General features: G+C 51.0%; 20 protein-coding genes. 14 read left to right on the top strand and 6 right to left on the bottom strand.

Annotated features, from left to right (window positions below; translation table 11 throughout):
- Nucleotides 1-7: 7 nt before the first annotated feature.
- Both hisIE and AC5JMP_RS14030 read right to left on the bottom strand, forming a co-directional pair.
- Nucleotides 8-646, bottom strand: coding sequence for a bifunctional phosphoribosyl-AMP cyclohydrolase/phosphoribosyl-ATP diphosphatase HisIE (gene hisIE / locus AC5JMP_RS14035; protein ID WP_495852097.1), 639 nt, complete (start codon nt 644-646; stop codon nt 8-10).
- A gap of 51 nt (nt 647-697) precedes the next feature.
- Complete coding sequence (locus AC5JMP_RS14030; RefSeq protein WP_495852096.1) at nt 698-1714, bottom strand: AraC family transcriptional regulator; 1017 nt, start codon at nt 1712-1714, stop codon at nt 698-700.
- Nucleotides 1715-1868: 154 nt separating this feature from the next.
- Between AC5JMP_RS14030 and AC5JMP_RS14025 the strand changes: the two genes are divergently transcribed.
- The 10 genes from AC5JMP_RS14025 to AC5JMP_RS13980 all read left to right on the top strand — a co-directional run bounded on the left by AC5JMP_RS14025 (nt 1869) and on the right by AC5JMP_RS13980 (nt 13888).
- Nucleotides 1869-2477 carry a cupin domain-containing protein gene (locus tag AC5JMP_RS14025; protein WP_495852095.1) on the top strand — a complete coding sequence of 203 codons (609 nt, stop codon included), beginning with the start codon at nt 1869-1871 and terminating at the stop codon, nt 2475-2477.
- Nucleotides 2478-2546: 69 nt separating this feature from the next.
- Nucleotides 2547-3281: a DUF4386 domain-containing protein gene (locus tag AC5JMP_RS14020; RefSeq protein WP_495852094.1), complete on the top strand. Its 735-nt coding sequence runs from the start codon at nt 2547-2549 to the stop codon at nt 3279-3281.
- Nucleotides 3282-3329: 48 nt separating this feature from the next.
- On the top strand, nt 3330-3962 hold the full coding sequence (locus tag AC5JMP_RS14015) for a class I SAM-dependent methyltransferase (RefSeq protein ID WP_495852093.1): 633 nt from the start codon (nt 3330-3332) through the stop codon (nt 3960-3962).
- Between the two features lie 231 nt (nt 3963-4193).
- Nucleotides 4194-4316 carry a hypothetical protein gene (locus tag AC5JMP_RS14010; RefSeq protein WP_495852092.1) on the top strand — a complete coding sequence of 41 codons (123 nt, stop codon included), beginning with the start codon at nt 4194-4196 and terminating at the stop codon, nt 4314-4316.
- Nucleotides 4317-4912: 596 nt separating this feature from the next.
- Nucleotides 4913-6355: a sensor histidine kinase gene (locus AC5JMP_RS14005; RefSeq protein ID WP_495852091.1), complete on the top strand. Its 1443-nt coding sequence runs from the start codon at nt 4913-4915 to the stop codon at nt 6353-6355.
- A gap of 4 nt (nt 6356-6359) precedes the next feature.
- Nucleotides 6360-7040: a response regulator transcription factor gene (locus AC5JMP_RS14000; RefSeq protein ID WP_495852090.1), complete on the top strand. Its 681-nt coding sequence runs from the start codon at nt 6360-6362 to the stop codon at nt 7038-7040.
- Between the two features lie 316 nt (nt 7041-7356).
- On the top strand, nt 7357-7572 hold the full coding sequence (locus AC5JMP_RS13995) for a hypothetical protein (RefSeq protein WP_495852089.1): 216 nt from the start codon (nt 7357-7359) through the stop codon (nt 7570-7572).
- A gap of 158 nt (nt 7573-7730) precedes the next feature.
- Nucleotides 7731-10190: a T3SS effector HopA1 family protein gene (locus AC5JMP_RS13990; protein WP_495852088.1), complete on the top strand. Its 2460-nt coding sequence runs from the start codon at nt 7731-7733 to the stop codon at nt 10188-10190.
- 156 nt (nt 10191-10346) lie between these two features.
- On the top strand, nt 10347-12512 hold the full coding sequence (locus AC5JMP_RS13985) for a peptidase domain-containing ABC transporter (RefSeq protein ID WP_495852087.1): 2166 nt from the start codon (nt 10347-10349) through the stop codon (nt 12510-12512).
- A gap of 50 nt (nt 12513-12562) precedes the next feature.
- Entirely contained in the window at nt 12563-13888 is a 1326-nt protein-coding gene (locus AC5JMP_RS13980; RefSeq protein ID WP_495852086.1) for a beta-barrel domain-containing protein, read from the top strand.
- Nucleotides 13889-14166: 278 nt separating this feature from the next.
- On the opposite strand, the gene acnB is transcribed toward AC5JMP_RS13980, so the two are convergent.
- The 3 genes from acnB to ribD all read right to left on the bottom strand — a co-directional run bounded on the left by acnB (nt 14167) and on the right by ribD (nt 18735).
- Nucleotides 14167-16776, bottom strand: coding sequence for a bifunctional aconitate hydratase 2/2-methylisocitrate dehydratase (gene acnB / locus AC5JMP_RS13975; RefSeq protein WP_495852085.1), 2610 nt, complete (start codon nt 16774-16776; stop codon nt 14167-14169).
- A 169-nt stretch (nt 16777-16945) separates the two neighbouring features.
- Complete coding sequence (locus AC5JMP_RS13970) at nt 16946-17437, bottom strand: GNAT family N-acetyltransferase (protein ID WP_495852084.1); 492 nt, start codon at nt 17435-17437, stop codon at nt 16946-16948.
- Nucleotides 17438-17634: 197 nt separating this feature from the next.
- Nucleotides 17635-18735 (bottom strand): bifunctional diaminohydroxyphosphoribosylaminopyrimidine deaminase/5-amino-6-(5-phosphoribosylamino)uracil reductase RibD, encoded by a 1101-nt coding sequence (ribD, locus tag AC5JMP_RS13965; RefSeq protein WP_495852083.1) that lies wholly within the window; start codon nt 18733-18735, stop codon nt 17635-17637.
- 484 nt (nt 18736-19219) lie between these two features.
- On the opposite strand from ribD, the gene AC5JMP_RS13960 reads away from it, so the two are divergent.
- The 4 genes from AC5JMP_RS13960 to AC5JMP_RS13945 all read left to right on the top strand — a co-directional run bounded on the left by AC5JMP_RS13960 (nt 19220) and on the right by AC5JMP_RS13945 (nt 22917).
- Complete coding sequence (locus AC5JMP_RS13960; RefSeq protein WP_495852082.1) at nt 19220-20650, top strand: PP2C family protein-serine/threonine phosphatase; 1431 nt, start codon at nt 19220-19222, stop codon at nt 20648-20650.
- A 119-nt stretch (nt 20651-20769) separates the two neighbouring features.
- The gene (locus AC5JMP_RS13955) at nt 20770-21012 is read left to right on the top strand and encodes a hypothetical protein (RefSeq protein WP_495852081.1); all 243 of its coding nucleotides are present in this window, start codon (nt 20770-20772) and stop codon (nt 21010-21012) included.
- Between the two features lie 87 nt (nt 21013-21099).
- Nucleotides 21100-22509: an argininosuccinate lyase gene (gene argH / locus AC5JMP_RS13950; protein ID WP_495852080.1), complete on the top strand. Its 1410-nt coding sequence runs from the start codon at nt 21100-21102 to the stop codon at nt 22507-22509.
- A 174-nt stretch (nt 22510-22683) separates the two neighbouring features.
- The gene (locus AC5JMP_RS13945) at nt 22684-22917 is read left to right on the top strand and encodes a hypothetical protein (RefSeq protein WP_495852079.1); all 234 of its coding nucleotides are present in this window, start codon (nt 22684-22686) and stop codon (nt 22915-22917) included.
- 42 nt (nt 22918-22959) lie between these two features.
- Here the strand turns inward: AC5JMP_RS13945 and AC5JMP_RS13940 are convergent, their stop codons facing one another.
- A complete protein-coding gene (locus AC5JMP_RS13940) occupies nt 22960-23529 on the bottom strand; it encodes a GNAT family N-acetyltransferase (RefSeq protein ID WP_495852078.1) in 570 nt (189 codons plus the stop codon).
- Between the last annotated feature and the right edge of the window lie 28 nt (nt 23530-23557).

Below are 23557 nucleotides of genomic sequence, written 5' to 3'. Positions count from 1 at the left end.
CACCCTTCTACCCTCTACGCTCCTGAAGCTTGCGATACACGTCCCGGATATCTACCTTGTGATGAGCCATCGCCACCAGCGTGTGATAGAGCAGGTCGGCAACTTCTCCAGCGATCGCCTCCCCATCATCATCCTTGCAAGCCATTACCACCTCAGCCGACTCCTCGCCAATCTTCTTGAGGATCTTGTTGTCACCCCCCGCAAGCAGCTTGCAGGTATAGGATTCCGAGTTGGGATGGTCACGGCGATCGCAAATCACTTCAAAGACTTGAGACAGGGTATCCGCAGGGGGAGCCTGGATGGCGCCTTCCACCTGATGAAAGCAGCTTCGCTCTCCGGTGTGGCAAGCAATATCGCCCTGTTGCTCGACGCTAATCAGCAGCGCATCGCTGTCACAGTCGTAACGCAAAGACTTGACGTACTGCAAATGCCCAGAGGTCGCGCCCTTGTTCCAAAGCGATGAGCGCGATCGGCTCCAAAACCAGGTTTGTCCTGTTTCCATTGTCTTTTGCAGAGACTCACGGTTCATCCACGCCATCATCAATACTGTGCCGTCGAGATAGTCTTGGACGATCGCAGGCACAAGCCCCTGCTCGTTGTAGGCAATTTGGTCAACAGGAATAGCGGTAAGTGGAGCAACAGACATGGAGTAGCCTTGGGTACGAGTGATCTTATTTTAGATTTTAGATTTTGGATTTTAGATTAAATTTTTCCGATACTGCCGGGGGGTCTGCCCCGTCCAGCGTTTGAAGGCGCGGTAAAAAGCGCTGGGTTCGGAAAACCCTAGCAGAAAGGCGACATCGTGAATGGGAGTCTCTGAATCTTGGAGGTGGCGCAGGGCAAGATCGCGGCGAGTTTCGTCTAGAAGCTGCTGATAGGAAGTGTTTTCAGTCTGCAATTCTCGCTGAAGCTGGCGGACGCTGAGGGTGAGGCTGCGGGCGATCGCCTCTAGCGTCGGCACTTCTCCCTGCAACTGCTGCGTGATGGCTCCCACGACTTTCTGGAGATAAGTCTGATTTGGGTGGGCATTCAGCATCGTGACGGCATGATGTTCAAACACGGAGAGCAGGTTGGCATTTGCCGATCGCACTGACCAATCTAAGCAATCCGCAGCAAAAATAATGCGATTGGTGGGCTGAGAAAACTGTACCTTCGTGTGAAAAATTCGCTGATGCTCGGCATCCTCTTCCGGGCGAGGATGCTGAAACCAGACTGCTTGAGGCTGTAAGGCATTTCCGGTGAGCTGCTGTGTGGCGGTGATGAGGGCAGCAAAGGTACTTTCGATCGGCTGTCGCGGCTCGTCTATTAGGTAGTTTTTTAGACCTGCTACGACTTCGCAATCACACTGCACCCAGCCGTCTGAAACCCTGTGGTGAATCGCTACGCCTTGGCTAAACAGCCGCGTGTACTGGGAGAGTTTTTCGAGAACCTGCCCATAGGTTTTGCAGTTCAGCAGCACATAGCCCACAATGCCGATCGCCGAAAGGTCAAAAGCTTCGCCAATGTGCAAGCCCAAATTACGATCGCCCGTTTGCTGCACTGCCTCTCGCCATAGATACTTCAGCACCTCTCCAGAAACCTGCTGATCGGGATTGTCTAGACAGGCAGGATCAATATGAGCAGCGGTGTACAGGCGATCGATCTCGCCGCCTTGCATCGCCACATATTGCACGATGTCTCGCACGATCGCGATCGAGAACGTTGCATCTTGCATCAGCCTTTCTGCACAACCTTTGAGATTGGCGCTCTCAGTCATTTTTTTGGCGCGGCGCGTCAATGTTTACCCTAGCAGAACGCCTTACCTTTGGACTGTTGGCAACTACATCAAACGCCGCTACATCAAACGCCGCTACAGGAAGCATTAGACCATGACACACCCAAACTTTTCAACCCACGAAACTTCTCATTCGCCCGCCGCCGAAATCATTGTCAATCCGGTGACAGGCGATCGGATGACCATTCTCCAGGCTTCCCATGAAAGTCAAGGCACCTATGCCAAGATTCGCTTTGACTTACCCCCCGGAGCTAAAGGCAGCCCCCTTCACTTTCACACTGCCATGGATGAAACGTTCACCGTGCTGCAAGGCTGTCTAGAAATGGAGGTGGGGCAGAAAGGCAATCGTCGCTGGCTGAAGCCCGGTGAAAGCGTTCATGTGCCTGTTGGAACGCATCATAGCTTTTGCAATAGCTCCAATGAATGGGTGACATTTACAACTGAAAATCGACCCGCAGCTGGGTTTGAACGCTTTATTCGAGGGATGTTTGGATTGGCGATCGATGGCAAGGTCAACTCTGAAGGAATGCCGACCCATTTGCTACAGTTCGCAATTCTCCTCAAGCAGGCAGACACCATTCCTGTGGGCATACCGCCTGTCTTGTTTAACGGGTTGATCAACACGCTGGCCTGGGTGGCTCAAAGATTCCAGATAGAGCGATCGCTGCGGAAGTATTGGCACAGCGAGAAGAACGCTCAATGAAACTCTTTTATCAATCGATCGATACCGCGCTATTGCTCGCTGCACTTATACTATGGGGAGGAATTTTTAATGAACCGCTTACCGCTTATTCGCACAACCGGGCTACTGCTGATTTCACTCGTTTTGCTGTTGAATATTCCCTACACGCTACTGATTCAAACCTTTGAGTATGACGACATTTTGCGCCAACCTGTCGGCGATGTTTTGACAAAGTTTCATGCCGGGGGAACATCGCTGATTCTCACTTGGTTTGCTTTTGGGCTGGCGGCATTCCTATTTATTCCGGCAAGCCTTCTGCTGCACAAAGTTCTCGATCGCCCCGATACACCCTACTTGACGATCGCCACTTTTATGGGCGGGCTGTCTGGTATCCTTCAGGCGATCGGGCTGATGCGCTGGGTATTTGTAGTGCCGCTGTTGGCAAATCTCTACGTCACTAGCTCTAGCTCAGCCACCCGCGAGGCAGTTAGCGTGGTCTATCAGGCAGTGCATCAGTATGGCGGTGTCGTTATTGGCGAGCATCTGGGACAGACGTTGCTGATGGGCTGGACATGGGGCGTTTGTAGGGCAATGCGATCGTCGCCCCTATTCAAATCCTGGGTAGTCTGGTGGGGATTGCTGACCACACCGCTGCTGCTGCTGGGGCAAAGTGAGCTGCTGGCAACGACAATTCCCACAATGCCCGTGATTGAAACAACTCCGATCGGCTTCATCTTATGGGAAATCTGGCTGCTGATCGTGGGTGTCTCACTGCTGCGAGTGCCTCAGAAACGCTTGAGTCTTGAAATGGCAGAGCGTCAATAGCAGAGGGTGAGAAACATGGCAGCCAGGAATTTTATACAGGATAGATCTATGGCAAACCCCTTCCGCGCATTTCTTGCCCATCAGCTTGGGTTTCCATCAGGTTGGTTTGGGCGGCTACTTCTGCGAGTGCTCAATCGCAATAATGCCGCTATAAACGACCTCGTGTTGCAGTCAATGCAGTTGCAGACGGGCGATCGCGTTCTTGAAATTGGGTTTGGCGGTGGTTATCTAATTCAGCGGATTGTCGATACCGGGATGCCCGCTTTAGTGGCGGGCGTGGAGCGATCGCCAGAGGCATTGGCGATCGCTCGTCAGCGGTTTCGCTCTCAGCTCAGCCAAGGTAGCATCGAACTCAGTCTTTCTGACGCGAAGGCATTGCCTTTTGCAGAGAAGAATTTCAATCAACTTTGTACAGTCAACACCCTCTATTTTTGGTCAGATCCACAGCATGTACTGGCGGAGTGTCAACGAGTTTTAGTTTCAGGCGGGAAATTGGTGATTGGCTACAGCTCCAAGGAATTCCTAGACCAACAGAAATTTTCCCAGCACGGATTTGTTGCCTATGAAGTTACGGAAGTAGAAGCGATGCTAAAGATTGCTGGATTCATAGAAATCGAGACATTTTCCGGTAGAAGCAGCCGTCATCAAACATTCTTTTGTACCAGCGGCACGGCTCATTAGATCGTTTGCGATGGTGTCTGCTTACTCCTAACTCAAACGCTTGATTGTGACTATTGAAATACCAGTGAAGGTATCGATGGGCGTTCTAAAGAGAATATCACTAATCCCTCAGCAACTTTGCCTTGAGCAAGATATCGCAGAAAATCATGCTGGGTTTGAGAGAGATGCGTATCTCTGGCTGTAAGGGGTACTAATACAAGGGTTACTAATACAATAGAAAAGCTATGCAACATGGCAGGCGATGATGAAGCGGGTCGAGATCCCGTTGAAGGAGGACGATCGCGCCAGACTGAATGCAATGTGTGCCATTTTTCTACCCAAAAAGATGACACGCTCCCGCTGGGTTTCCCTTAACCGTCAACTTTGCTGCTGGAGAAACGAGTAAGACAGTAGCTATTCCAATTATCCAAGATGGGACTGTTGAAGGTACAGAAACGATTAACTTTTCAGTAACAGGTCTTGGCAATGCGGCGATCGGCACAAACAGTACTGCTACTCTGCAAATTTTAGATAATGGTGGCGATCGTCTTCACCAGCTTATCCAGGCTAGAGTCTAGATATATTCTCAGTTCCGATCTTTTTTTAATTCATACCAATTTAAGACCCAAACAAGGCAGATGATTTTCGAGAGCCTCATCAATTTAAATTGATATCACTTGCCTGATGGAACCGTAAAAGGATACTGGCTGAGGCGATCGTTCGGGAGGCGAGAAACTGAATTGAATGCACCCATAATGAATGGGTACAAACAGCCCTTTTCTTGTGTTGAGAGAGGGCTTATTTTAGTCAACTTTGCCATACATTACTCACAATCAGAGGATAAATTGAGGATTAGATGACCTATGGCTACACCTGGGCACAAGAGTTTTTGCAAACTGAAAAAATAAGAGGACTTTGCGATTTACTGATATTGAGTAGGTAAATAACGGCAACAAGACAATGGCAACACCATGACGGAAAAAAAGTCTAAATCTGGCTGGAAATTTTTGGGAGAGGCGCGAACTCAGATTTTGCTTTGGTACGTTGTTCTCATGTTTTCTTCTGCGATCGCCTCAACTTTAATCATTCGTCAAGCGCTTTTTTCTCGGCTAGAAGAACGAATTGAGGCCTCTTTAACCCAAGAAATTGAAGAATTTCAAAGGCTAACCAAGGGACGAGATCCCCAAACGGGTGAACGGTTTGCAGGAAATATTGCTGCTATTTTTGATGTATTTTTGAGGCGCAACATTCCTGCAGAGGATGAGTTTTTGATCGCGCTGCTCAACGGTAAGTTATATCAGTCTAGCCCCCTTGCCCTGCCCCCTGCCTTGCGGGAGAATCAGGCGCTGCTTCAGTCTTGGGCAAGCTTGACGCAACGTGAACATAGCCAGATCAGCCTTGCCACAGGCGAAACGATCCTTTACCGCGCTGAGCCATTGATTCGAGGGGACAATCATGGCGTATTCGTAGTAGCATATTCGGCTACAGGGGAACGCCATAAGGTCGATGAAGCAGTTTTTGTCATTATTCAGGTCACGATCGCTATTTTTTTGCTAGTTTCATCCTTGGCGTGGGTCGCAGCAGGGCGAGTGCTGGCTCCGCTCCGGTTGTTAATTAAGACCGTTCGCTCGGTGAGCGAGTCTGACTTGAGCCAGCGGATTTCTGTGCAGGAGGGAGGAGAAATTGCTGAGCTTGCCATCACGTTTAATGAAATGATGGAACGCCTTCAGTCTTCTTTTGACAGTCAGCGCAACTTTATCAATGATGCAGGTCATGAGTTGCGAACCCCGATTACGATTGTGCGAGGACATCTAGAGCTAATGGGGTCTGACCCTAAGGATCAGCAGGAAACCTTAGAACTGGTAATTGATGAACTCGATCGCATGAGTCGTCTGATTAATGACCTGCTGCTGCTAGCCAAAGCCGAGCGCCCTGATTTTCTTCAGTTAGAGGTGGTCGATATCGCTGCTTTTACAGATGAGCTGTTTGCCAAAGCTAAAGCCTTAGCCGATCGCGATTGGCGATTGGATGGCAAAGGTATGGGAAAAATTGTCATTGACCGCCAGCGAATTACTGAAGCTGTGATTAACTTGGCGCAAAACGCGACCCAGCACACCCAGCCGGGAGATGTGATTGCACTGGGTTCAGTCTTGAAGCACCATCAAATGCTGTTTTGGGTGCGAGATACAGGGGATGGCATTGCTTTAGCCGATCAGCAGCGCATTTTTGAGCGCTTTGCGCGTGCTGCTAACAGTCGCCAGCGCTCGGAAGGGGCGGGGCTAGGGTTGTTTATTGTGCGGACGATCGCAGAAGCGCACCACGGCTCTGTTCAGGTTACCAGCGAGCTTGGCCGTGGCTCGACTTTTATCCTTAAGCTTCCCTATCTGCTTTCTTACAATTTTCTTCAAAAATAGTTTTATGAATCGAATCTTAATTATCGAAGATGAGCCTCGGATTGTTTCATTTCTGGAGAAGGGTCTTCAAGCGAATGGATTCACCACGGCAGTAGCAGTCAATGCGGCAGATGCCATCTCAATGGCATTGAATCATGAGTTTGATTTACTCATTCTGGATCTTGGGCTTCCTGACCAGGATGGATTGAGCTTGTTGGAGCAGCTACGGGGGCAGGGCAAGACATCGCCCATTATCATCCTGACAGCGCGGGATGGCATTGGTGATAAGGTTGCTGGTCTGGAAGGGGGAGCCGATGACTATATGACGAAACCGTTTCGATTTGAAGAATTGCTGGCGCGAGTGCGAGTCCGGCTGCGGAATCATCAGGCTGCTGATAGTCAACCTAGTGGAAAAAATGAGCAGGTGCTTCAGGCTGGCGATGTTCTCTTGGATTTGCGTACCCGTCAAGCTCAAGTAGGCGATCGCCAAGTGGATTTGTCTGCGCGCGAATTTATCATGGCAGAAACTTTTTTGCGCCACCCCAAGCAAGTTATGAGTCGGGAGCAGTTACTCAATCATGTTTGGGGATATGACTATGATCCAGGTTCTAATATTGTAGATGTGTATGTTGGCTATCTGCGAAAAAAACTAGGCAGTGATGTGATTGAAACAATTAGAGGCATGGGCTATCGGTTAAGAGCATAACTTTTTATGCCTCATTTCAAATCTTCATGAGATATTAATAAGCGCGTAAATTCTTTCTGTTCTTGAACATTCTTCTATTTGAAAAAATACTGCTTTAGAGGGGTGACTTACAATTATATTGCACTCTTCTTTCTTTAAGATGAGGAGTAATTAAGAGGAACATGAGAAAGTTCTCACGAAGGTTGAATCAAAACTGTACAGAGATTACTTTCTAAGAAGGTGTAGAAGTAGATATTTGATTATCAACGCATTGATTTTCAACTTGCCTAATTTTATTTCTACCCTAATTCTTGTTTAACGCAATGGAGTCTTACTAATGGTTAGTCCGTTGATTGATGAATTGTATCCTGCTGGGATGTCTCTATTTTTGGGATCAGAAAGCTTCTTGAAGGATTTGTCTGAGGAAGATGAGTCAACTATTACAGGGGGAAAGCGATCGCAAAGCGGTCGTTCTAATAAGAGAAAAAAGAAGCGTCGTGTCAGGAAGGCGCGTCGGCGTGTGGTTCGCAGCCGTAGCAACAGCAACAGCTAGGCCAGTGAGTCGCCATTAGGCTTTGGATTTTCCGCACGCGAGGCGTGCGGAAAATCTATTTTTCTAGCAAGTCTTGGGATGTGCTCTAGTCAGGATAAAAGTTTGGCGTTAGCAGGCTGAGCTTTAGCGTTAAAGGTGAGAATAAAACTTTGTAAAATATGGTGTTTCTACTGAGCAGTCAAAATGTTTTTCAATATTTGATTGAAAAAAAGATTATTTCAGCCGCACAAAACAGCGGACAAATTGAGTCAAAAACCTGCAAAAACTTCAATCTCCTCATTCATTTTCCGAGTCAAGCATCAGAGCAACCCAGCATTCTGATTAAGCAAGAGCCGCATGATGAAGAGGGCGACACAAATGGAGATTTTTTGCATGAATGGCAGGTCTATGAACTCGTTAGGCATGACTCAGAATTCAGCCAAATTAAATCTCTGCTGCCAGAAGCCATCCGTTTCGATCAAAAGCATTCTATTGTTGCCTTTAACTATCTGAAAAACTATTGCGATCTTGATGATTTTTACACGCAAAATCGTCGTTTTTCCAGTCCAATTGCCACTGCTTTAGGAGCCGCTTTAGCTGAAGTCCACCGCATCAGTTGCGATCGCCAAGACTATAAAGAATTCCTGGCGGCCAAAGATACCGTCGAAGACAAAGACGATGAAGCAACTGAAAAAGTTCCTGACTTGATGCATGAACTTGAAAACCTGACACCTGAGAGCTTTGGGGCGATATCGGCGGATGGTCTGAAGTTTTATGAGCTATACCAGCGCTACGACAGCCTGGGGCAAGCTATTCGCCAACTCAATGCCGTCTATGAACCCATTTGTCTCATCCACAATGATTTGAAGCTCAGCAATATTCTGCTGCACCATGAATGGGAATCTCTGCTGTTGCAGGGCGATCGCGCTTTCCCTCCATCGGCTTTGACAGGATCAGAGGCTGCGATTCGGCTAATTGATTGGGAGAAATGGCTGTGGGGAGATCCAGCTTCTGACCTCGGCACTCTGGTCGCCAACTATCTCAAAATCTGGCTGAAAAGTCTTGTGGTCAGGGCAGGCATTGATCTGAATCTGGCGCTGCGTCTGGCTTCTGTTCCCCTAGAGGTGATTCAGCCTTCCATGGTTGCTTTGGTGCGATCGTATCTGGCGCATTTCCCAGAAATCTTAGAACGCTTTCCTGACTTTGTGGAGCGGGTGATGCAATTTACGGGGATGGCCTTGATTGAAAGTATCCAAACAAAGCTTCACTACCAGGAACCCTTTGGTAACATCGAAATTTGTATGCTGCAAGTGGCTAAAACGCTTCTGTGTAGTCCTTTGCAGGCGATCGAAACTGTGTTTGGTTTAACAGTCTCTGATCTGCTAGATTCTCAAGTTCAGCTACCGCTCAAGGCGCAGCGTAGACAGAGCGGGGCATCTGTAGAAAAAGGGAAAACATCCACAGAAGTGACTCAACCGGGAACCTGCGATCGCCCACTTTCAGGGGAGCAAGATATCCTGAATCGGGATGCCCTGAATCGGGATGCATTTCATCAACAGACACCGCTACAGGATCTGGTGAACCACATTCAGATCAAGGCACATTGCTGCATTCACCATCCCCGCTATAGCCCATCGCAGCCTCCAGAGGCGATCGCCTCCCGCCTCCCGATGCTGCCCGCAGATCTTCAGCGGGGATATTTGAAGGCTCAGCTACAGAACTATCTCTACGATATTTACTTTAGTGGCGAAATTTGCTTGGGTGACGAAACTGGTTTTAGCGGCACACAAGAATTTGCTCAAACCTTGCAAGCAGAGGGCTACCGCCCTCCGAGCTTGGAAAACAATAGGGTGCATGGGCTAGATGTGCGGTTCTATGAGCAACTCCGTCGTAGCAACTGGGGCGAAGGCTATTTTGACCCTGAGTGGCAGGTGGTGCGACGAGAGTCTGACGGCACTTTTGCCGTGCAAAAGGAGGAATTGACGCTTCATATTGACCCGCTCCGGCATCTGCCCGCAGAGACGCGATCGCCCTCTATCGGAGATATCGTCGCCATTCGTCTACCCAAAAACCGGATTGAAACTGGATTCTACGTCGCAGTGGGGAATGCCGGACTAGTGCCTGATGACTCTCCAGCCATCGAACTCTATTTCAATGTGACGCCAGCAGGGGCGATCGCCCTGATGCAAAATTTGACGCAACGCCTCAATGCGATCGCGCTACCGTTTGTCTTCAAGGTACTCTCCGATCCGGTGGCGTATGGACGCTATGACGCGGGCATTTTGCAGGTGGAGCGCAGCCGCTCCGAGCAACTGTGGCCTGTACTTCAGCAGGTCTATGCTGCGATCGCCCCTGAGCAGGTTCACGCTACGACTCCGTTGTTTACCAAGACGCTAGCGCCGGGTTTGGGTCTTGCGGAAGAACCTGAGGAAAATACTGCCGAAGACTTTGGTACGAAGTGCTGCAAGCTGGTTGCAGAGGGGCTTTTGTCGGTCTGGCAGACCAAATCAGACTCGCCTCAAGCCCGGATGAGCGCCATTCGCCAGCAACTGATGGAGCAGGGGCTTAATTGGCAGAAGCCGTACCTCAATCCTCATTCTGAAGATATCTATCCTCCATTAGGCTTTACGATCGACTGAACGAGACGAAGCAATCTGGCGTTGCTGATCTCTGGAGTGCATTTTTGTTAGAGAGAGGCGCGGAGCGCCTCTCCCTAACAAAAATGCCGCCATTAAGCAATACCCGCAATCCCTGGAAGTGATGAGAATCTTGACTGAGAAGGATACGAGGGATCAATGAAATACCCGCTGGTCTTGCAGCATAGTGAGGAAGATTGTGGGGCGGCTTGCTTGGCCTCGATCGCTAAAGGCTGCGGTCGGACTTTTACCCTCAACCGAGTGCGGGAAGCGGTAGGCACTGGGCAACTTGGCACAACATTATTGGGATTACGGCGCGGTGCAGAGGCGCTAGGCTTCTTTGCGCGATCGGCTGCGGCTTCTCCTGAAATTCTCGATCGCGCCCATGATATTCCCCTTCCGGCTGTGATTCACTGGCAGGGCAATCATTGGGTTGTGCTTTATGGCAAACGGGGCGATCGCTATGTGGTGGGCGATCCAGCGATCGGCATTCGCTATCTCTCAGAGGCAGAGCTAACTGAAGCCTGGGCAGATTGGGTGATCTTGCTGGTGCAGCCTGACCCTAGCCGTTTCTATGCCCAAGATGATGACAAGATAGGCGGGATTGAGCAATTTTTTCTGCGGCTGTTGCCCTATCGCAGTATTTTGCTCGAAGCAGTTCTGTGCGTGACGATCATTGGTTTACTGTCGTTAGCCTCACCCTTCTTTATTCAGGTTTTAACCGATGAGGTGTTAATTCAAGGCGATACCCGCCTGCTGTTGGGAATTGTGGTTGCGATCGTGGTTATGTATCTGGTTAGAAGTGGGCTATCGCTTGTGGCCGATAACCTGATCGCCAACTTTGCCCAACGTTTAGAGTTAGAACTGATCTTGGAGTTTGGCAAACATATTTTGCAGTTACCCTTGACCTACTATGAGGTGCGGCGCAGCGGTGAGGTCGTCAGTCGATTACGAGATATCGAAGAGATCAACCGATTGGTTTCAGATGTGATCGTTAATTTACCTAGCTCTATCCTCATTGCCATCGCTTCTCTGGGTTTGATGGTGTTTTATAGCTGGAAGCTGGCGATCGTTGCGGTGATTGCTGCGATCGTCATGACCCTATCCACCGTGATTTTTCAGCCTATTCTCCAGCAAAAGACGCGGCGGGCAATGGTGCTAGAAACCGAGAATCAGGGGGTGCTAGTCGAAACCTTTAAGGGAGCGCTGACCCTGAAAACCACAGGAGCCGCGCCTCAGTTTTGGGATGAACTGCAAAGTCGCTTTGGCCGTTTAGCTAATTTAATGTTTAGCACAACGCAGATTGGCATTTTTAACGGGACGTTTAGTGGATTGGTTTCTGATATTGGGGGAACTGTTTTGCTCGGTATGGGGAGTCTGTTGGTGATCAATCGGGAGTTGAGCATTGGTCAACTGCTGGCCTTCACAACGCTGAATCGCAATGTGGTGGGTCTTATGGATGAGCTGGTCGATCTGGTGGATGATCTGATTCGCGTGCGAACGGCAAACGCCCGCCTGCAAGAAGTGATCATGGCGACGCCTGAAACGCAGGACGATGATAAGAAGCCCTGGGTGACGCTGCCGCAGGCTGCTGAGATTGCCTGCGTAGACTTAAATTTTCACTATCCGGGACGCGTGGAGCTACTCAAAAACTTTTCCCTTCAGATTGCAGGGGGGCAAACGATTGCGCTGATTGGCAAATCGGGCTGCGGTAAAAGTACCTTAGCCAAGATGATTGCGGGTCTGTATCCGCCCCAGTCAGGCAATATTCGACTGGGAATGTATAACGCCCAGGATTTATCGCTGGAATGCCTGCGGCAACAGGTGGTTTTAGTGCCGCAAGATTCCCATTTTTGGAGTCGATCGATCTTAGAAAACTTTCGCATGGGCAATCCGCACCTTTCTTTTGAGCAAATTGTCCAGGCTTGCCAGCTAACGGGTGCCGATGATTTTATCAGCTGTCTGCCTGAAAAATATCAAACGATTCTGGGTGAATTTGGCTCTACGGTTTCGGGGGGACAGCGGCAAAGGTTGGCGATCGCGCGGGCGCTGGCGAATGATCCACCCATTCTGATTCTGGATGAATCCACTGCTGGACTCGATCCGTCTAGCGAAGCCCAACTGCTGAAGCAGCTTCTGAGCCATCGCCAGGGCAAAACCACGATTCTGATTAGCCATCGTCCCAACGTGATTGCTCTAGCCGACTGGATTGTGTTTTTGGCGAATGGTCAGCTAGAGCGGCAAGGTACCGTCACTGATTTGCGATCGGTTCTGGGCGATCACCTCGATTTTCTAACGGCGCAAGCACAATCCGCCTCACCCTAATTCACCGCCTGAAACGGCCTTGCTAAAATCCTGCTGAAACCCTGCTGAAGATGAAATCAACGCCCTTCCTCCGTCCTGTTAAAGCCGATGAATTTTTGCCTCCTGTGAGTCGCTGGACGACAATCGGCGGAGGTATCCTTTTGAGTAGCGTTGGGCTAGCCTTGGTTCTGGCGGCGCTGCTGAAGTACAGCATTACGGTCAAGGCTCCTGCGACTCTTCGCCCCAACGGAGAAGTGCGAATTGTGCAGGCACAGCTAGAGGGAACGATCGCTAGCATCGCCGTCAAAGAGAACGAGGCTGTGCGGCAGGGGGATGTGATAGCGCAGCTCGATCGTGCCAGACTCGAAACGCAAAAAAATCAGCTTGTCACGACAGTGCAGCAAAGCCAGCTTCAGCTGACGCAAATGCAGGCGCAGATTCAGCTCTTAGATACCCAGATCGCTGCCCAAGCGCGATCGATTGACCAAGAGGTTTTGGTGGCTCAGTCAGAACTCGATCGCAACCAGCGAGAGCTTGGCGAACGACAGGTGACTACCCAGGCCGATGTGGCTGCTGCCGAAGCCGCTTTGCAGTTGGCTCAGAGCGAAATGCAGCGATATGCCCAGCTTGTAGATTCTGGAGCCGTTTCGCAGCTTCAGTTAGAGGAAAAGCAAGCAGCCGTCAGAACTGCTGCCGCCCAGATTGTCCGCGCCGAAGCTACCGTGAATCCCAGCGATGCCCCTGTGTCCATTGCCCAAGACCGCATTGCCCAAGCGGTCGCAACCGGACGCGCCACCCTGGCGACGCTGAAGCGAGAGCAGGAAGTGCTAATCCAGCAGCGATCGGAGATCCAAGCTCAGCGGCTGCGCGATCAGCAAGCCCTGCAACAGGCCGAAACGGAGCTACAAAACAGCGTCATTCGCGCCACCAGCGATGGCATTGTGCTGCGATCGAATCTACGCAACGTCAATCAAGTGGTGCGATTGGGCGATACCCTGGTTGAAATTGCTCCGGTCAACACTGCGTCGGTCAACGCTTTGACGGTGAAAGCCAGAGTTGCCCTACAGGATGTGGGGAATGTTAAACCAGGACAAATGGCTCAATTGCGAATTAGCGCCTGTCCCTATCCTGATTACGGTACCTTGCAGGGAACGGTAACGGCAGTGTCTCCCGATGCGATCGCTGCGAATCCCTCTAATCTTGCAGCGCCGCCTTTGAGTGAGGGCAGCCTTAGCTACTACGAGGTCACGATTCAGCCGAGTCAGTCTGTTTTGGGTCAGGGCAACCGCCAATGCCAGATTCAGGCAGGCATGGAAGCAGAGGCAAACATCATTTTTAGACAAGAGACGTTTCTTCAGTTTGTCTTGCGAAAAGCCAGATTGCTAACAGACCTGTGAATATGGGCTAGTACAGTAGAAATAAGGTTATGTAGCGCTGCGCGCTTAGATCCAATGAGTTATTTTTTGAGAGCCGCGCGGAGCGCGGCTCTCAAAAAATAACTCGTCCTAACTCAATTACGTAATGCTATGCCTGTCATAATGCTGACAAGAAATTGGGCGACCACTATGTTGCATAACTAACTTTTTACTGTGCTAGCAGCAAAATATCAGCTTCTCTCCTGTTTGTGGAAGGGGCGTGAAGCGCCCCTTCCACAAAAAAGCCCTTAAACAAGCCCTTATCGAGTCACCGCTGGCATCCCAAAAATATCCTCAATCCGAGGCATATCCTCTAGGGCAATCACCCGACCTTCATCCTCAAAGTTAGGAATCTGATCAAAGTTGAGATAGCGGTATAGCTCAGAGGCAAAGGGATCGATTTTTTGAGTGACGATCGCCATATACTCCTCAACTGTGGGGATTTTGCCCAGCAGCGCGCAAACCGCCGCTAGCTCAGCCGAACCCAGATACACCTGTGCGCCTTTGCCCATGCGGTTGTTGAAGTTGCGGGTGGAGGTAGAGAACACCGTTACGCCATCCTCTACCCGCGCCTGGTTGCCCATGCAGAGCGAGCATCCCGGCATTTCGGTTCTGGCTCCGGCAGCAGCAAAGGTGCCATACATCCCTTCTTCGCGCAACTGCTTCTCATCCATGCGGGTAGGGGGACAGATCCACAGCCGCACCTTCACAGGCCCCGCACCCTCCAAGACTTTTGCCGCTGCCCGGTAGTGACCAATATTGGTCATGCAGGAGCCGATGAACACCTCGTGAATGGGATCGCCCGCACATTCTGACATCAGCTTGATATTGTCGGGATCGTTAGGAGCTGCGACGATCGGTTCTTTAACCTGATCGAGATCAACCTCAATCACTTCGGCATATTCGGCATCGGCATCGCCCGACATCAGCGAGGGATTTGCCAACCACTGCTCCATCTTTGCCACCCGCCGCAGGATGGTACGGGTATCGCCGTAACCACGGGCCGCCATGTTTTTGAGGAGAGCGACGTTCGATCGCAAATACTCGGCAACCGTATCTGTACTCAGCTTAATCGTAGACCCGGCACAGGAGCGCTCTGCCGTAGCATCGGTTAGCTCAAAAGCTTGCTCTAGCTTCAGATCCGGCAGTCCTTCCATCTCCATGATCCGACCGGAGAAAACATTTTGCTTGTTCTCCTTGGAGGTGGTCAAAAGTCCGCGCTGCATTGCCGCGTAGGGAATGGCGTTGACAATATCCCGCAGCGTTACGCCGGGTTGAAGGCTGCCCTTGAAGCGCACCAATACCGACTCTGGCATATCCAAGGGCATCACCCCCAGAGCCGCCGCGAACGCCACCAGACCCGAACCCGCCGGAAAGGAAATCCCCAGGGGAAAGCGGGTATGGGAGTCGCCACCTGTGCCCACTGTATCCGGCAGCAGCATTCGGTTGAGCCAGGAGTGAATGATGCCATCCCCCGGACGCAGCGCTACGCCGCCCCGCTCATGCATGAAGTCGGGCAGATCTTTATGGGTCTTGATGTCTACAGGCTTAGGGTAGGCGGCGGTGTGGCAGAAGCTTTGCATCACTAGGTCGGCGCTGAAGCCCAGGCAAGCCAGCTCTTTCAGCTCGTCGCGGGTCATAGGCCCCGTCGTGTCTTGTGAACCCACGGTGGTCATAATCGGTTCGCAGGAGGTGCCCGGACGCACGCCTGCTAGACCGCAGGCTTTGCCCACCATCTTTTGCGCCAGGGTAAAGCCTTTGCCCGTGTCTGCTGGCAGTTGGGGACGGACAAAGCGATCGCTCGGCGCAAGCCCCAAGGCAATTCGCGTTTTGTCGGTCAGCGTCCGACCAATCAATAGCGGAATCCGTCCACCCGCCTGCACTTCGTCGAGAATGGTGTCGGGTTTAAGGTCAAAGCGGGAGATCACTGCACCGGATGCATCCGTGATTTCGCCTTTGTAGGGATAGATTGTGATCACGTCGCCTGTATTCAGCGGAGTCACATCACACTCGATCGGCAAAGCTCCAGAATCTTCGGCCGTGTTGAAGAAAATCGGCGCAATCTTACCGCCCAAAATATAGCCACCCGTCCGCTTGTTAGGCACATGGGGAATATCTTCGCCAATGTGCCACAGCACGGAGTTAATTGCCGACTTGCGGGAGGAGCCAGTGCCCACGACATCGCCCACATAGGCGACCGGATGCCCCTTTTGCTTGAGTTGGGCGATCGTCTCAATGCCTCCCGGCATCCGGGTTTCTAGCATCACCGTGGCATGCAGCGGAATATCGGGTCGCGTTGTTGCCAAGGGCGCTGGGGAGAGATCATCCGTGTTGGTTTCCCCCGGCACCTTGAAGACCGTGACGGTGATCGACTCTGGCAGCACCGGACGGTGGGTGAACCAATCGGCATCTGCCCAGGATTGCATCACCTGCTGCGCGTAAGCATTGCCGCCCTTCGCCAGCTCTTCGACATCATGGAAAGCATCGTAGACCAAGAGGATCTTGCTGAGCGATCGCGTGGCAACCCCAGCAATCTCAGCGTCTTCAACTTGCAACAAATCAATGAGGGAGTGGACGTTATAGCCCCCCATCATTGTGCCCAGCAGCTCTACAGCATATTGGGGAGAGACAAGCGGACTGTGAATCTCGCCCTTGGCGATCGCCGTCAAAAATCCTGCCTTCACATACGCCGCCTGATCCACGCCCGGAGGAATGCGATCCACCAGCATTTCTAATAGCGCCTGCTCCTCACCCGCCGGAGGATTTTTTAATAGCTCACACAGATCCGAAGCTTGCTCAGGGCTAAGGGGCAGGGGCGGAATTCCCAGGAGCGATCGCTCTGCAACATGTTTCCGATAAGATTCCAACATTTTCTAAACCTCTCCAGACAGCAAGATTGGGGGCAGACGGTCAGCACACCTAAAACCCATAATTTATACCCATCGGTATATCTCTACGGTAGCTTTCTGCACAGATCTCGATCGCATTATTGTTCAAGCCGCTCAATATTTCAGGCTCAGGGAGTATGGAACCTTCACCTCAATCTAGGTTCAAATCTAGGCTCAAGGGATAATGCATTGTCTTGCTCAATTGCAAATGATGGGTTGTATGTTTCCAAATGGGATGAGTCTTAAATCCTAATTTCTGATAAAACTTGTCGGCTGCTGCCGTGTCGGTTCGCAACGTCAAGAGCTGGTAATGCTGACTAGCTTCATCAATAAGCTGAGTGACCAGCAAACGTCCTACCCCATGCCGCTGCCAGACTGACTCCACATATAAATGTCGTAATCTTCCAATCTTGGGATCATTGAGATATGGATCTCTATTCAATCCCCCAATTCCGACAATTTTACCCTGAACTGATGCTGTCAGGAGTATTTCACCCGACTTGTCGAAGCAATTCAAACCGCTACGATACTCGCTAATCAGTCTTTCAACAAACCGAAATCCTTGAGATAAGCTTTCCTCAAGCAGATGATTGATAGCTCCCTCTTTAACCTCTGAAATGTGAGCGATATCTATGTGCTCCATAATTTTTGAAAAACAAGTATAGGCTCAGGCTTTAAGGATCGCGTACAAAATAAAACTCAATAGTTCGTTGGAAGTGTCACGCAGAGCGTGACACTTCCAACGAACTACTAGGGCTGTCACTAGTACAAGCGATCTACTATAGGCGCTTAGCAATGCTAAGCGCCTACCCCAAGAATTACTCTTCAACCCTCCAAAATCTAAAGATATCCTTCCACCAGCAAATCTCCTCCGATCGCTTCCCACTTCACCTGGCTGAGCGCCAAAGCCTGCGTCATTTGCGTTAGCCCTAAGTCTCCCACAGGCGAAGGAGCCGTTGTTCCGCCAATAATTTTGGGCGCAATAAACGCCAGAACTTTTTGGATAGAACCATCCGCGATCGCCTTAGCCGCCAGCGTGCCGCCGCATTCCCAGAAGACAGAGAGAAAACCGCGATCGTACAGGTTCGCCATCACCTGAGCGGGCGTTAGAACAGAAAGCTCTATCACCTCAACGCCCTGCTCAATTATCTGCGTAATTAATTGCTTTTGGAACTCAGGCTTTACGCCTTGCTCTGTAAAAATTACCGTCGGAGCAACCTCTGTTCGCCAAAGCTGAGCATCCAGGGGCAAATCAAGCGATCGGCTCATCACTACCCGCAGAGGATTGTGTCCTTGTCCATGCGCCGTGAGCAGTGGATTATCTCGACGCACGGTGTTACCGCCCACCACGACTGCATCGCAGCCCGATCGCAACTGATGTACCCTGATTCGCGCTTCTGGAGTCGTCACCCAGGCGCTGTGCCCAGTCGTAGCGGCAATTTTGCCATCTAGCGTCATGGCGTATTTCAAAATGCCAAACGATCGCTGGTGCAAAATGCGATAGACAAAGGCTTCGTTCAACGTCTGACAGGCAGCTTCCTCAACGCCTACCTCAACCTCTATACCCGCCTGACGCAACCGCTCAATGCCTTTTCCAGCTACCTGAGGATTAGGATCAATCATCCCCACGACCACCCGCGCAACGCCTGCCTCAATCAATGCATTGGCGCAAGGCGGAGTGCGTCCGTAATGGCTACAAGGCTCCAAATTGACATAAAGGGTTGCGCCCTGAGCCTGCTCTCCAGCGGCTCTAAGGGCAAAGACTTCAGCATGGGGCTGTCCGGCATAGGGATGAAATCCCTCTCCAACGATCCGATCGCCCTGCACAATGACAGAGCCAACCAAAGGGTTAGGAGCCGTTTGCCCCAGCGCCCGCTTTGCCAGTTCCAAGCAGCGCTGCATTATTTGGCGATCGAATTCACTGACCGAACTAGCTGTCATATTTCAAAATTGGCATTGATTAACAGGGGGATGATTTTTTGTGGGAGAGGGGCGCTCTGCGCCCCTCTCCCACAAAAAATCATCCCAGAGATTCAGCAACGCCGCAAAAATGAGCAAATTTTTACGGTTGCCAGGAAAAATCTTCATGGCAAGGTCGAATGTTTTGATTGAAGATGCGAACTTACGGGCATTTTAGGGCAAGCATTCTACTTTTTTGTTGGCAAGATAGAAAAATAGCGTTATTAATAACATGCAGCTTCATTGTCTTAGATTGTTTTGAGCCTAAATCTTAAAGCTTGACTTTTAGAGAAAGTAGCCGCAGTAAACCTGAAGTCATACATCGGTAATATAGCGATCGCCCTGACATTCGTTAGAATTTACCGCAACGCAACTATTCAGGTTGCGTTAAACCCATAGTTAAACCGTAGCCAAACCCTATCTTCTTGTTCCGATCGTCATTTCGTCCGTTTCTGATTTACCCTCAATGACTGCTGTGCCCGCTCCTCGACAGCCCTCCCAACCTCCTGACCTGACTGGTGGCAACCCGCCGCCAGACGTCACTCCTGTGTTTGCACTCAAGGAGCTAGTATCTCGTTTGCACCGTGAGCAAACCAAGATTCAAGACTTGCTGAGTTCGCTAGGGTTTGCGCTGCGCAGCTTCAAGAACCTGAATCAGTTTCTAGAGCTGACTCCCCTGATTGCCAGCCGCGTCACCGATGCTGACGGTGGGGCGCTCGTGCTCTACAAGCCCAACGGTCAGGTGCGGCTAGAGCGGCTTTACTGCCAGGATAATCCTTGTCCAGATGTGAAAGCAGCACTTGAGTCTGCTGCGCGTCAGCTCACCGCTATTGCCCCCATTCCGGCATACGGCAAAATAGCGCCCGATACGAGCAACCGCACTGCCGCGCTAGATTATCATGTCAATCATTTTTTGGGTTCTAGCGTCCATCTCTTTGGCACGGCAATTCTGACCAAAAACATTGAGCGCGGTCGGCTCTATGTCTTCAGCCGTGATCCAGAATATACCTGGACAGAAACCCGTCAGAAGCTCGTGCGGCTTGTTGCTGACCAGACGGCGGTAGCGATCGAAAATGATGAGCTAACCATAGAGCTACGCAAAAAAGAGCGGCTCGATCGCGAACTAGAGATCGGAGCCGAAATTCAGCTCCAGCTTTTGCCGCGCCAGTGCCCCAAAATTGATGGGGTCGAGCTGGCTGCTCTCTGCCGTACCGCAAGTCGGGTGGGCGGCGACTATTATGATTTCATCCCCGTCAACTACGATCCCGAACGCGCCAAACGGCTAGGGCGGTTAGAAACCGGACGCTGGAGTGTGTCGATCGGCGATGTCATGGGCAAAGGCGTTCCGGCAGGGCTGATTATGACGATGCTGCGGGGAATGCTGCGGGCAGAAGTGCTAAACGCCCACTCTCCGGCGCGAATTTTGCAGCATCTTAACCACGTCATGTATGCCGACTTGGAAAACTCCAATCGCTTCGTGACGCTGTTTTACTCAGAATACGATGCCAAAACCCGCACGCTCTCCTACAGCAACGCGGCACACAATCCGCCTCTGCTCTGGCAGGCGGCAACAGGCACCCTCAAGCGATTGGATACTTTGGGAATGCTGATTGGGCTAGATATTAACTCGCAGTATCACGAAGCTCAGGTACAGCTTCAGCCGGGAGACACCCTGATTTACTACACTGACGGCTTCACCGATGCCGCCAGCCAAAACGGCGATCGCTTCGACGAAGAAAGCCTAGCCAGACACTTCAAATGGGCATGTCGTCACTGCGAAACGCCGCAAGCCATTCTGGATTACCTGTTTAACCAGGTGCAGCAATTCATTGGCTCAGAGCGCCACAACGAAGACGATATGACGCTAATCGTGATGCAGATTAAGAGTGAATCTTGAATCGATGCGTTGGTTCTCCCAATCTATGGCAAACTTACTTTTTGTTAACAGCTATTAGCTATTGCAGCAAACTGTAACCTTTAATAGCTCTAGCAACTTTTTACAGGGATTGAGAAAACATGATTTTGATCGACTTAGCGCAGCATCTCACCCTTGCAGACCTCACCTCCTGGCAGACGGGTCATGGACTCTCAGGCTTAGAGCAGTGGGATGGGAGACATTTAGCAGCAATTTTTAACACGGACGTATTTGCCGGAACGCGAACTCTTTTCGACAATTTTATAAAATCTGGTCAGGCTTGGGCACTGGCGATCGGCATCATCTTCGGCTATATTTTTCGAGCTTTGACCACCTACGGCTAAACAGCACCCGCCAAAAAGTTTGCCGCGATACAACTTCTGGGCCCTCAACCCTGAAAACTTAAAGCTTTAACCTTCAAGGTAGAAACCGTGGTCAATACTTCCTCTCCCTCCCAAGCTTCACAGACCTGGAGTCAGCGCTTTGAGTCAGCGTTGCATCCGGCGATCGCTCAATTTAACGCCAGCATTGGTTTTGACATTGAGCTGATTGAGTATGACCTAACGGGTTCCCAAGCCCACGCCAAAATGTTGGCGCACACCGGAATTATTTCACCTCAAGAAGGCGAACAGCTTGTTGCAGGGCTAGAGCAAATCCGTCAGGAATATCGCCAAGGCAACTTCAATCCCGGTATTGAAGCAGAAGATGTCCACTTCGCTGTAGAACGACGGCTGACCGAACTCACAGGCGATGTCGGCAAAAAGCTGCACACGGCGCGATCGCGCAATGATCAGGTGGGCACAGACACGCGCCTCTACCTCCGGGATCAGGTGACACAAATTCGGCAGCAGCTCAAAGCCTTTCAGTTTGTGTTGCTGGATTTGGCAGAGAAAAATGTCGAAACTCTGATTCCGGGATACACGCACCTGCAACGGGCACAGCCGCTGAGTCTAGCGCATCACCTGTTAGCCTATGTAGAGATGACTCAGCGCGATTGGGAGCGCCTAGGCGACGTTTACAAGCGGGTCGATATTTTGCCGCTCGGTTCAGGGGCGCTGGCGGGCACCACCTTTCCGATCGATCGCCACTACACCGCTCAGCTTCTCGACTTTGGTAAGGTCTACGGCAACAGCTTGGATGGAGTGAGCGATCGTGATTTTGCAATCGAATTTCTCTGTGCCGCCAGCCTGATCATGGTGCATCTGTCGCGCCTCTCCGAAGAAGTCATCCTTTGGGCATCGGAAGAGTTTGGCTTTGTGACGCTCAAAGATAGCTGCTCTACAGGCTCCAGCATCATGCCTCAAAAGAAAAATCCGGACGTGCCGGAGCTGGTGCGCGGCAAAACCGGACGGGTATTTGGACATTTGCAGGGCTTGCTGGTGCTGATGAAGGGGCTGCCTCTGGCCTACAACAAAGACCTACAGGAAGACAAAGAGGCGCTGTTTGATAGCGTTAAGACCGTGCGCGCCTGCCTAGAGGCAATGACCATCCTGATGCAAGAAGGCATGGAGTTTCGCACGTCTCGCCTCAACGCAGCCGTCACTGAGGACTTCTCTAACGCTACCGATGTAGCCGACTATCTGGCGGCAAAAGGCGTGCCCTTCCGCGAAGCCTACAACCTAGTGGGCAAAGTCGTGAAAACCTCCCTAGCGGCAGGCAAACTGCTCAAGGATTTGACTCTAGACGAATGGCAGACCATTCATCCCGCCTTTGAGCCAGATATTTATGAGGCGATCGCCCCTCGTCAAGTTGTTGCTGCCCGCAACAGCTATGGCGGCACTGGATTCGACCAAGTGCGACAGGCGCTTGCCTCTGCCAAAACCCGGCTCAGCGAATCCTAACGCCCTGAGCTAAAGTTCCGCCGATGTAAAGAAATGCGATCGCATCATTAAAGATTGACTAAGAAATGGAATCTCGCGGGGGATGAAAGTCTAGATTGTATAGGCACAACACATCCTTACTCGCCTGCAAATGGCTTTCAGTCGAGTAAGTCACTCGCTGAGATTTGAAGTCCCATGCTGACCCAAAACCTGGATCAACAGTCCATACAGTACCTGTCTGAGATTCTGATGTATGAAAACATCTCTCGCGATGAGCTGATCAAATCTTTGCTCCGCGATCGCTGGATGTCTTTGCAAGCTGAAATGTCGCCTCCGCCCAAGCGCAAAAACAGCAAAGAGACGATTGCAGAATTTGTCCGCAAAAAATCGGCTCAACCTGTTAATCGCGACTCTTACGTATCGCGCTAGATTTCTAGCGTCCAAATATAGCATTACGTAATGCTATGAACTCTAAGGTCGGCGACGATGGCGCTTAGACTTCATCCGCTCGGCTTTGTTGCGTTCGTATGCCAAAAGTTTGCCGTAATACTCATGTTTGCTAAGGTTCAACGATAGGAACACATGCTTACGGGCATTACCAAACCCTTTGCGGGTGAAAAACCGGATGGCAGGTTCATTGGTCGGGTCAGTATCCACCAGCATGAACCGCGCCCCTTCCTCGATCATCCGCTCAACGATCGTATCGACTAGGCGATCGCCCACGCCGCGCCGCTGAAAATCGGGATTTACGCCCAACCAGACAATGTAGCCATATGTCCAGGAAGGCTTGCTAATCACCGTGCCCAACACAAAGCCCGCAAGCTGACCCTCAGCATCAGCAACCAGGCAATATTCTGGATCGGTATTGTAGAAGCCAATCACTTCCCACTCTTCCCAGGTGCGATAGAGCGAGGGATAGAGGTCGCTGGTAAACAGCCGTTCTCCCAAACGGTAGACGGGAGCTAGATCATCAATGCCCATGTCCCGAATTTCAATGTCGATCGCCTCAGCCGGAGAGCCGGGGTCAAGCGGATCATTCATTTTGCTCTAGCCTCTTATTCTGCCTAAC

It is taken from the genome of Drouetiella sp., assembly GCF_059504425.1.
Note: the sequence above shows the minus strand (reverse complement) of the source record. Positions and strands in the feature narration are given on the sequence as shown.

What these genes read in the sequence shown, in the direction of transcription:
- AC5JMP_RS13940 (WP_495852078.1), bottom strand. Translation starts at nt 23,529, where the DNA reads ATGAATGATCCGCTTGACCCCGGCTCTCCGGCTGAGGCGATCGACATT.
- AC5JMP_RS13995 (WP_495852089.1), top strand. Translation starts at nt 7,357, where the DNA reads ATGGTTAGTCCGTTGATTGATGAATTGTATCCTGCTGGGATGTCTCTA.
- AC5JMP_RS13970 (WP_495852084.1), bottom strand. Translation starts at nt 17,437, where the DNA reads ATGGAGCACATAGATATCGCTCACATTTCAGAGGTTAAAGAGGGAGCT.
- AC5JMP_RS13960 (WP_495852082.1), top strand. Translation starts at nt 19,220, where the DNA reads ATGACTGCTGTGCCCGCTCCTCGACAGCCCTCCCAACCTCCTGACCTG.
- AC5JMP_RS14005 (WP_495852091.1), top strand. Translation starts at nt 4,913, where the DNA reads ATGACGGAAAAAAAGTCTAAATCTGGCTGGAAATTTTTGGGAGAGGCG.
- AC5JMP_RS14020 (WP_495852094.1), top strand. Translation starts at nt 2,547, where the DNA reads ATGAACCGCTTACCGCTTATTCGCACAACCGGGCTACTGCTGATTTCA.
- AC5JMP_RS13980 (WP_495852086.1), top strand. Translation starts at nt 12,563, where the DNA reads ATGAAATCAACGCCCTTCCTCCGTCCTGTTAAAGCCGATGAATTTTTG.
- AC5JMP_RS13990 (WP_495852088.1), top strand. Translation starts at nt 7,731, where the DNA reads ATGGTGTTTCTACTGAGCAGTCAAAATGTTTTTCAATATTTGATTGAA.
- acnB (WP_495852085.1), bottom strand. Translation starts at nt 16,776, where the DNA reads ATGTTGGAATCTTATCGGAAACATGTTGCAGAGCGATCGCTCCTGGGA.
- AC5JMP_RS14010 (WP_495852092.1), top strand. Translation starts at nt 4,194, where the DNA reads ATGGCAGGCGATGATGAAGCGGGTCGAGATCCCGTTGAAGGAGGACGA.
- AC5JMP_RS14025 (WP_495852095.1), top strand. Translation starts at nt 1,869, where the DNA reads ATGACACACCCAAACTTTTCAACCCACGAAACTTCTCATTCGCCCGCC.
- AC5JMP_RS14000 (WP_495852090.1), top strand. Translation starts at nt 6,360, where the DNA reads ATGAATCGAATCTTAATTATCGAAGATGAGCCTCGGATTGTTTCATTT.
- ribD (WP_495852083.1), bottom strand. Translation starts at nt 18,735, where the DNA reads ATGACAGCTAGTTCGGTCAGTGAATTCGATCGCCAAATAATGCAGCGC.
- AC5JMP_RS13945 (WP_495852079.1), top strand. Translation starts at nt 22,684, where the DNA reads ATGCTGACCCAAAACCTGGATCAACAGTCCATACAGTACCTGTCTGAG.
- AC5JMP_RS14030 (WP_495852096.1), bottom strand. Translation starts at nt 1,714, where the DNA reads ATGCAAGATGCAACGTTCTCGATCGCGATCGTGCGAGACATCGTGCAA.
- AC5JMP_RS13985 (WP_495852087.1), top strand. Translation starts at nt 10,347, where the DNA reads ATGAAATACCCGCTGGTCTTGCAGCATAGTGAGGAAGATTGTGGGGCG.
- AC5JMP_RS13955 (WP_495852081.1), top strand. Translation starts at nt 20,770, where the DNA reads ATGATTTTGATCGACTTAGCGCAGCATCTCACCCTTGCAGACCTCACC.
- hisIE (WP_495852097.1), bottom strand. Translation starts at nt 646, where the DNA reads ATGTCTGTTGCTCCACTTACCGCTATTCCTGTTGACCAAATTGCCTAC.
- AC5JMP_RS14015 (WP_495852093.1), top strand. Translation starts at nt 3,330, where the DNA reads ATGGCAAACCCCTTCCGCGCATTTCTTGCCCATCAGCTTGGGTTTCCA.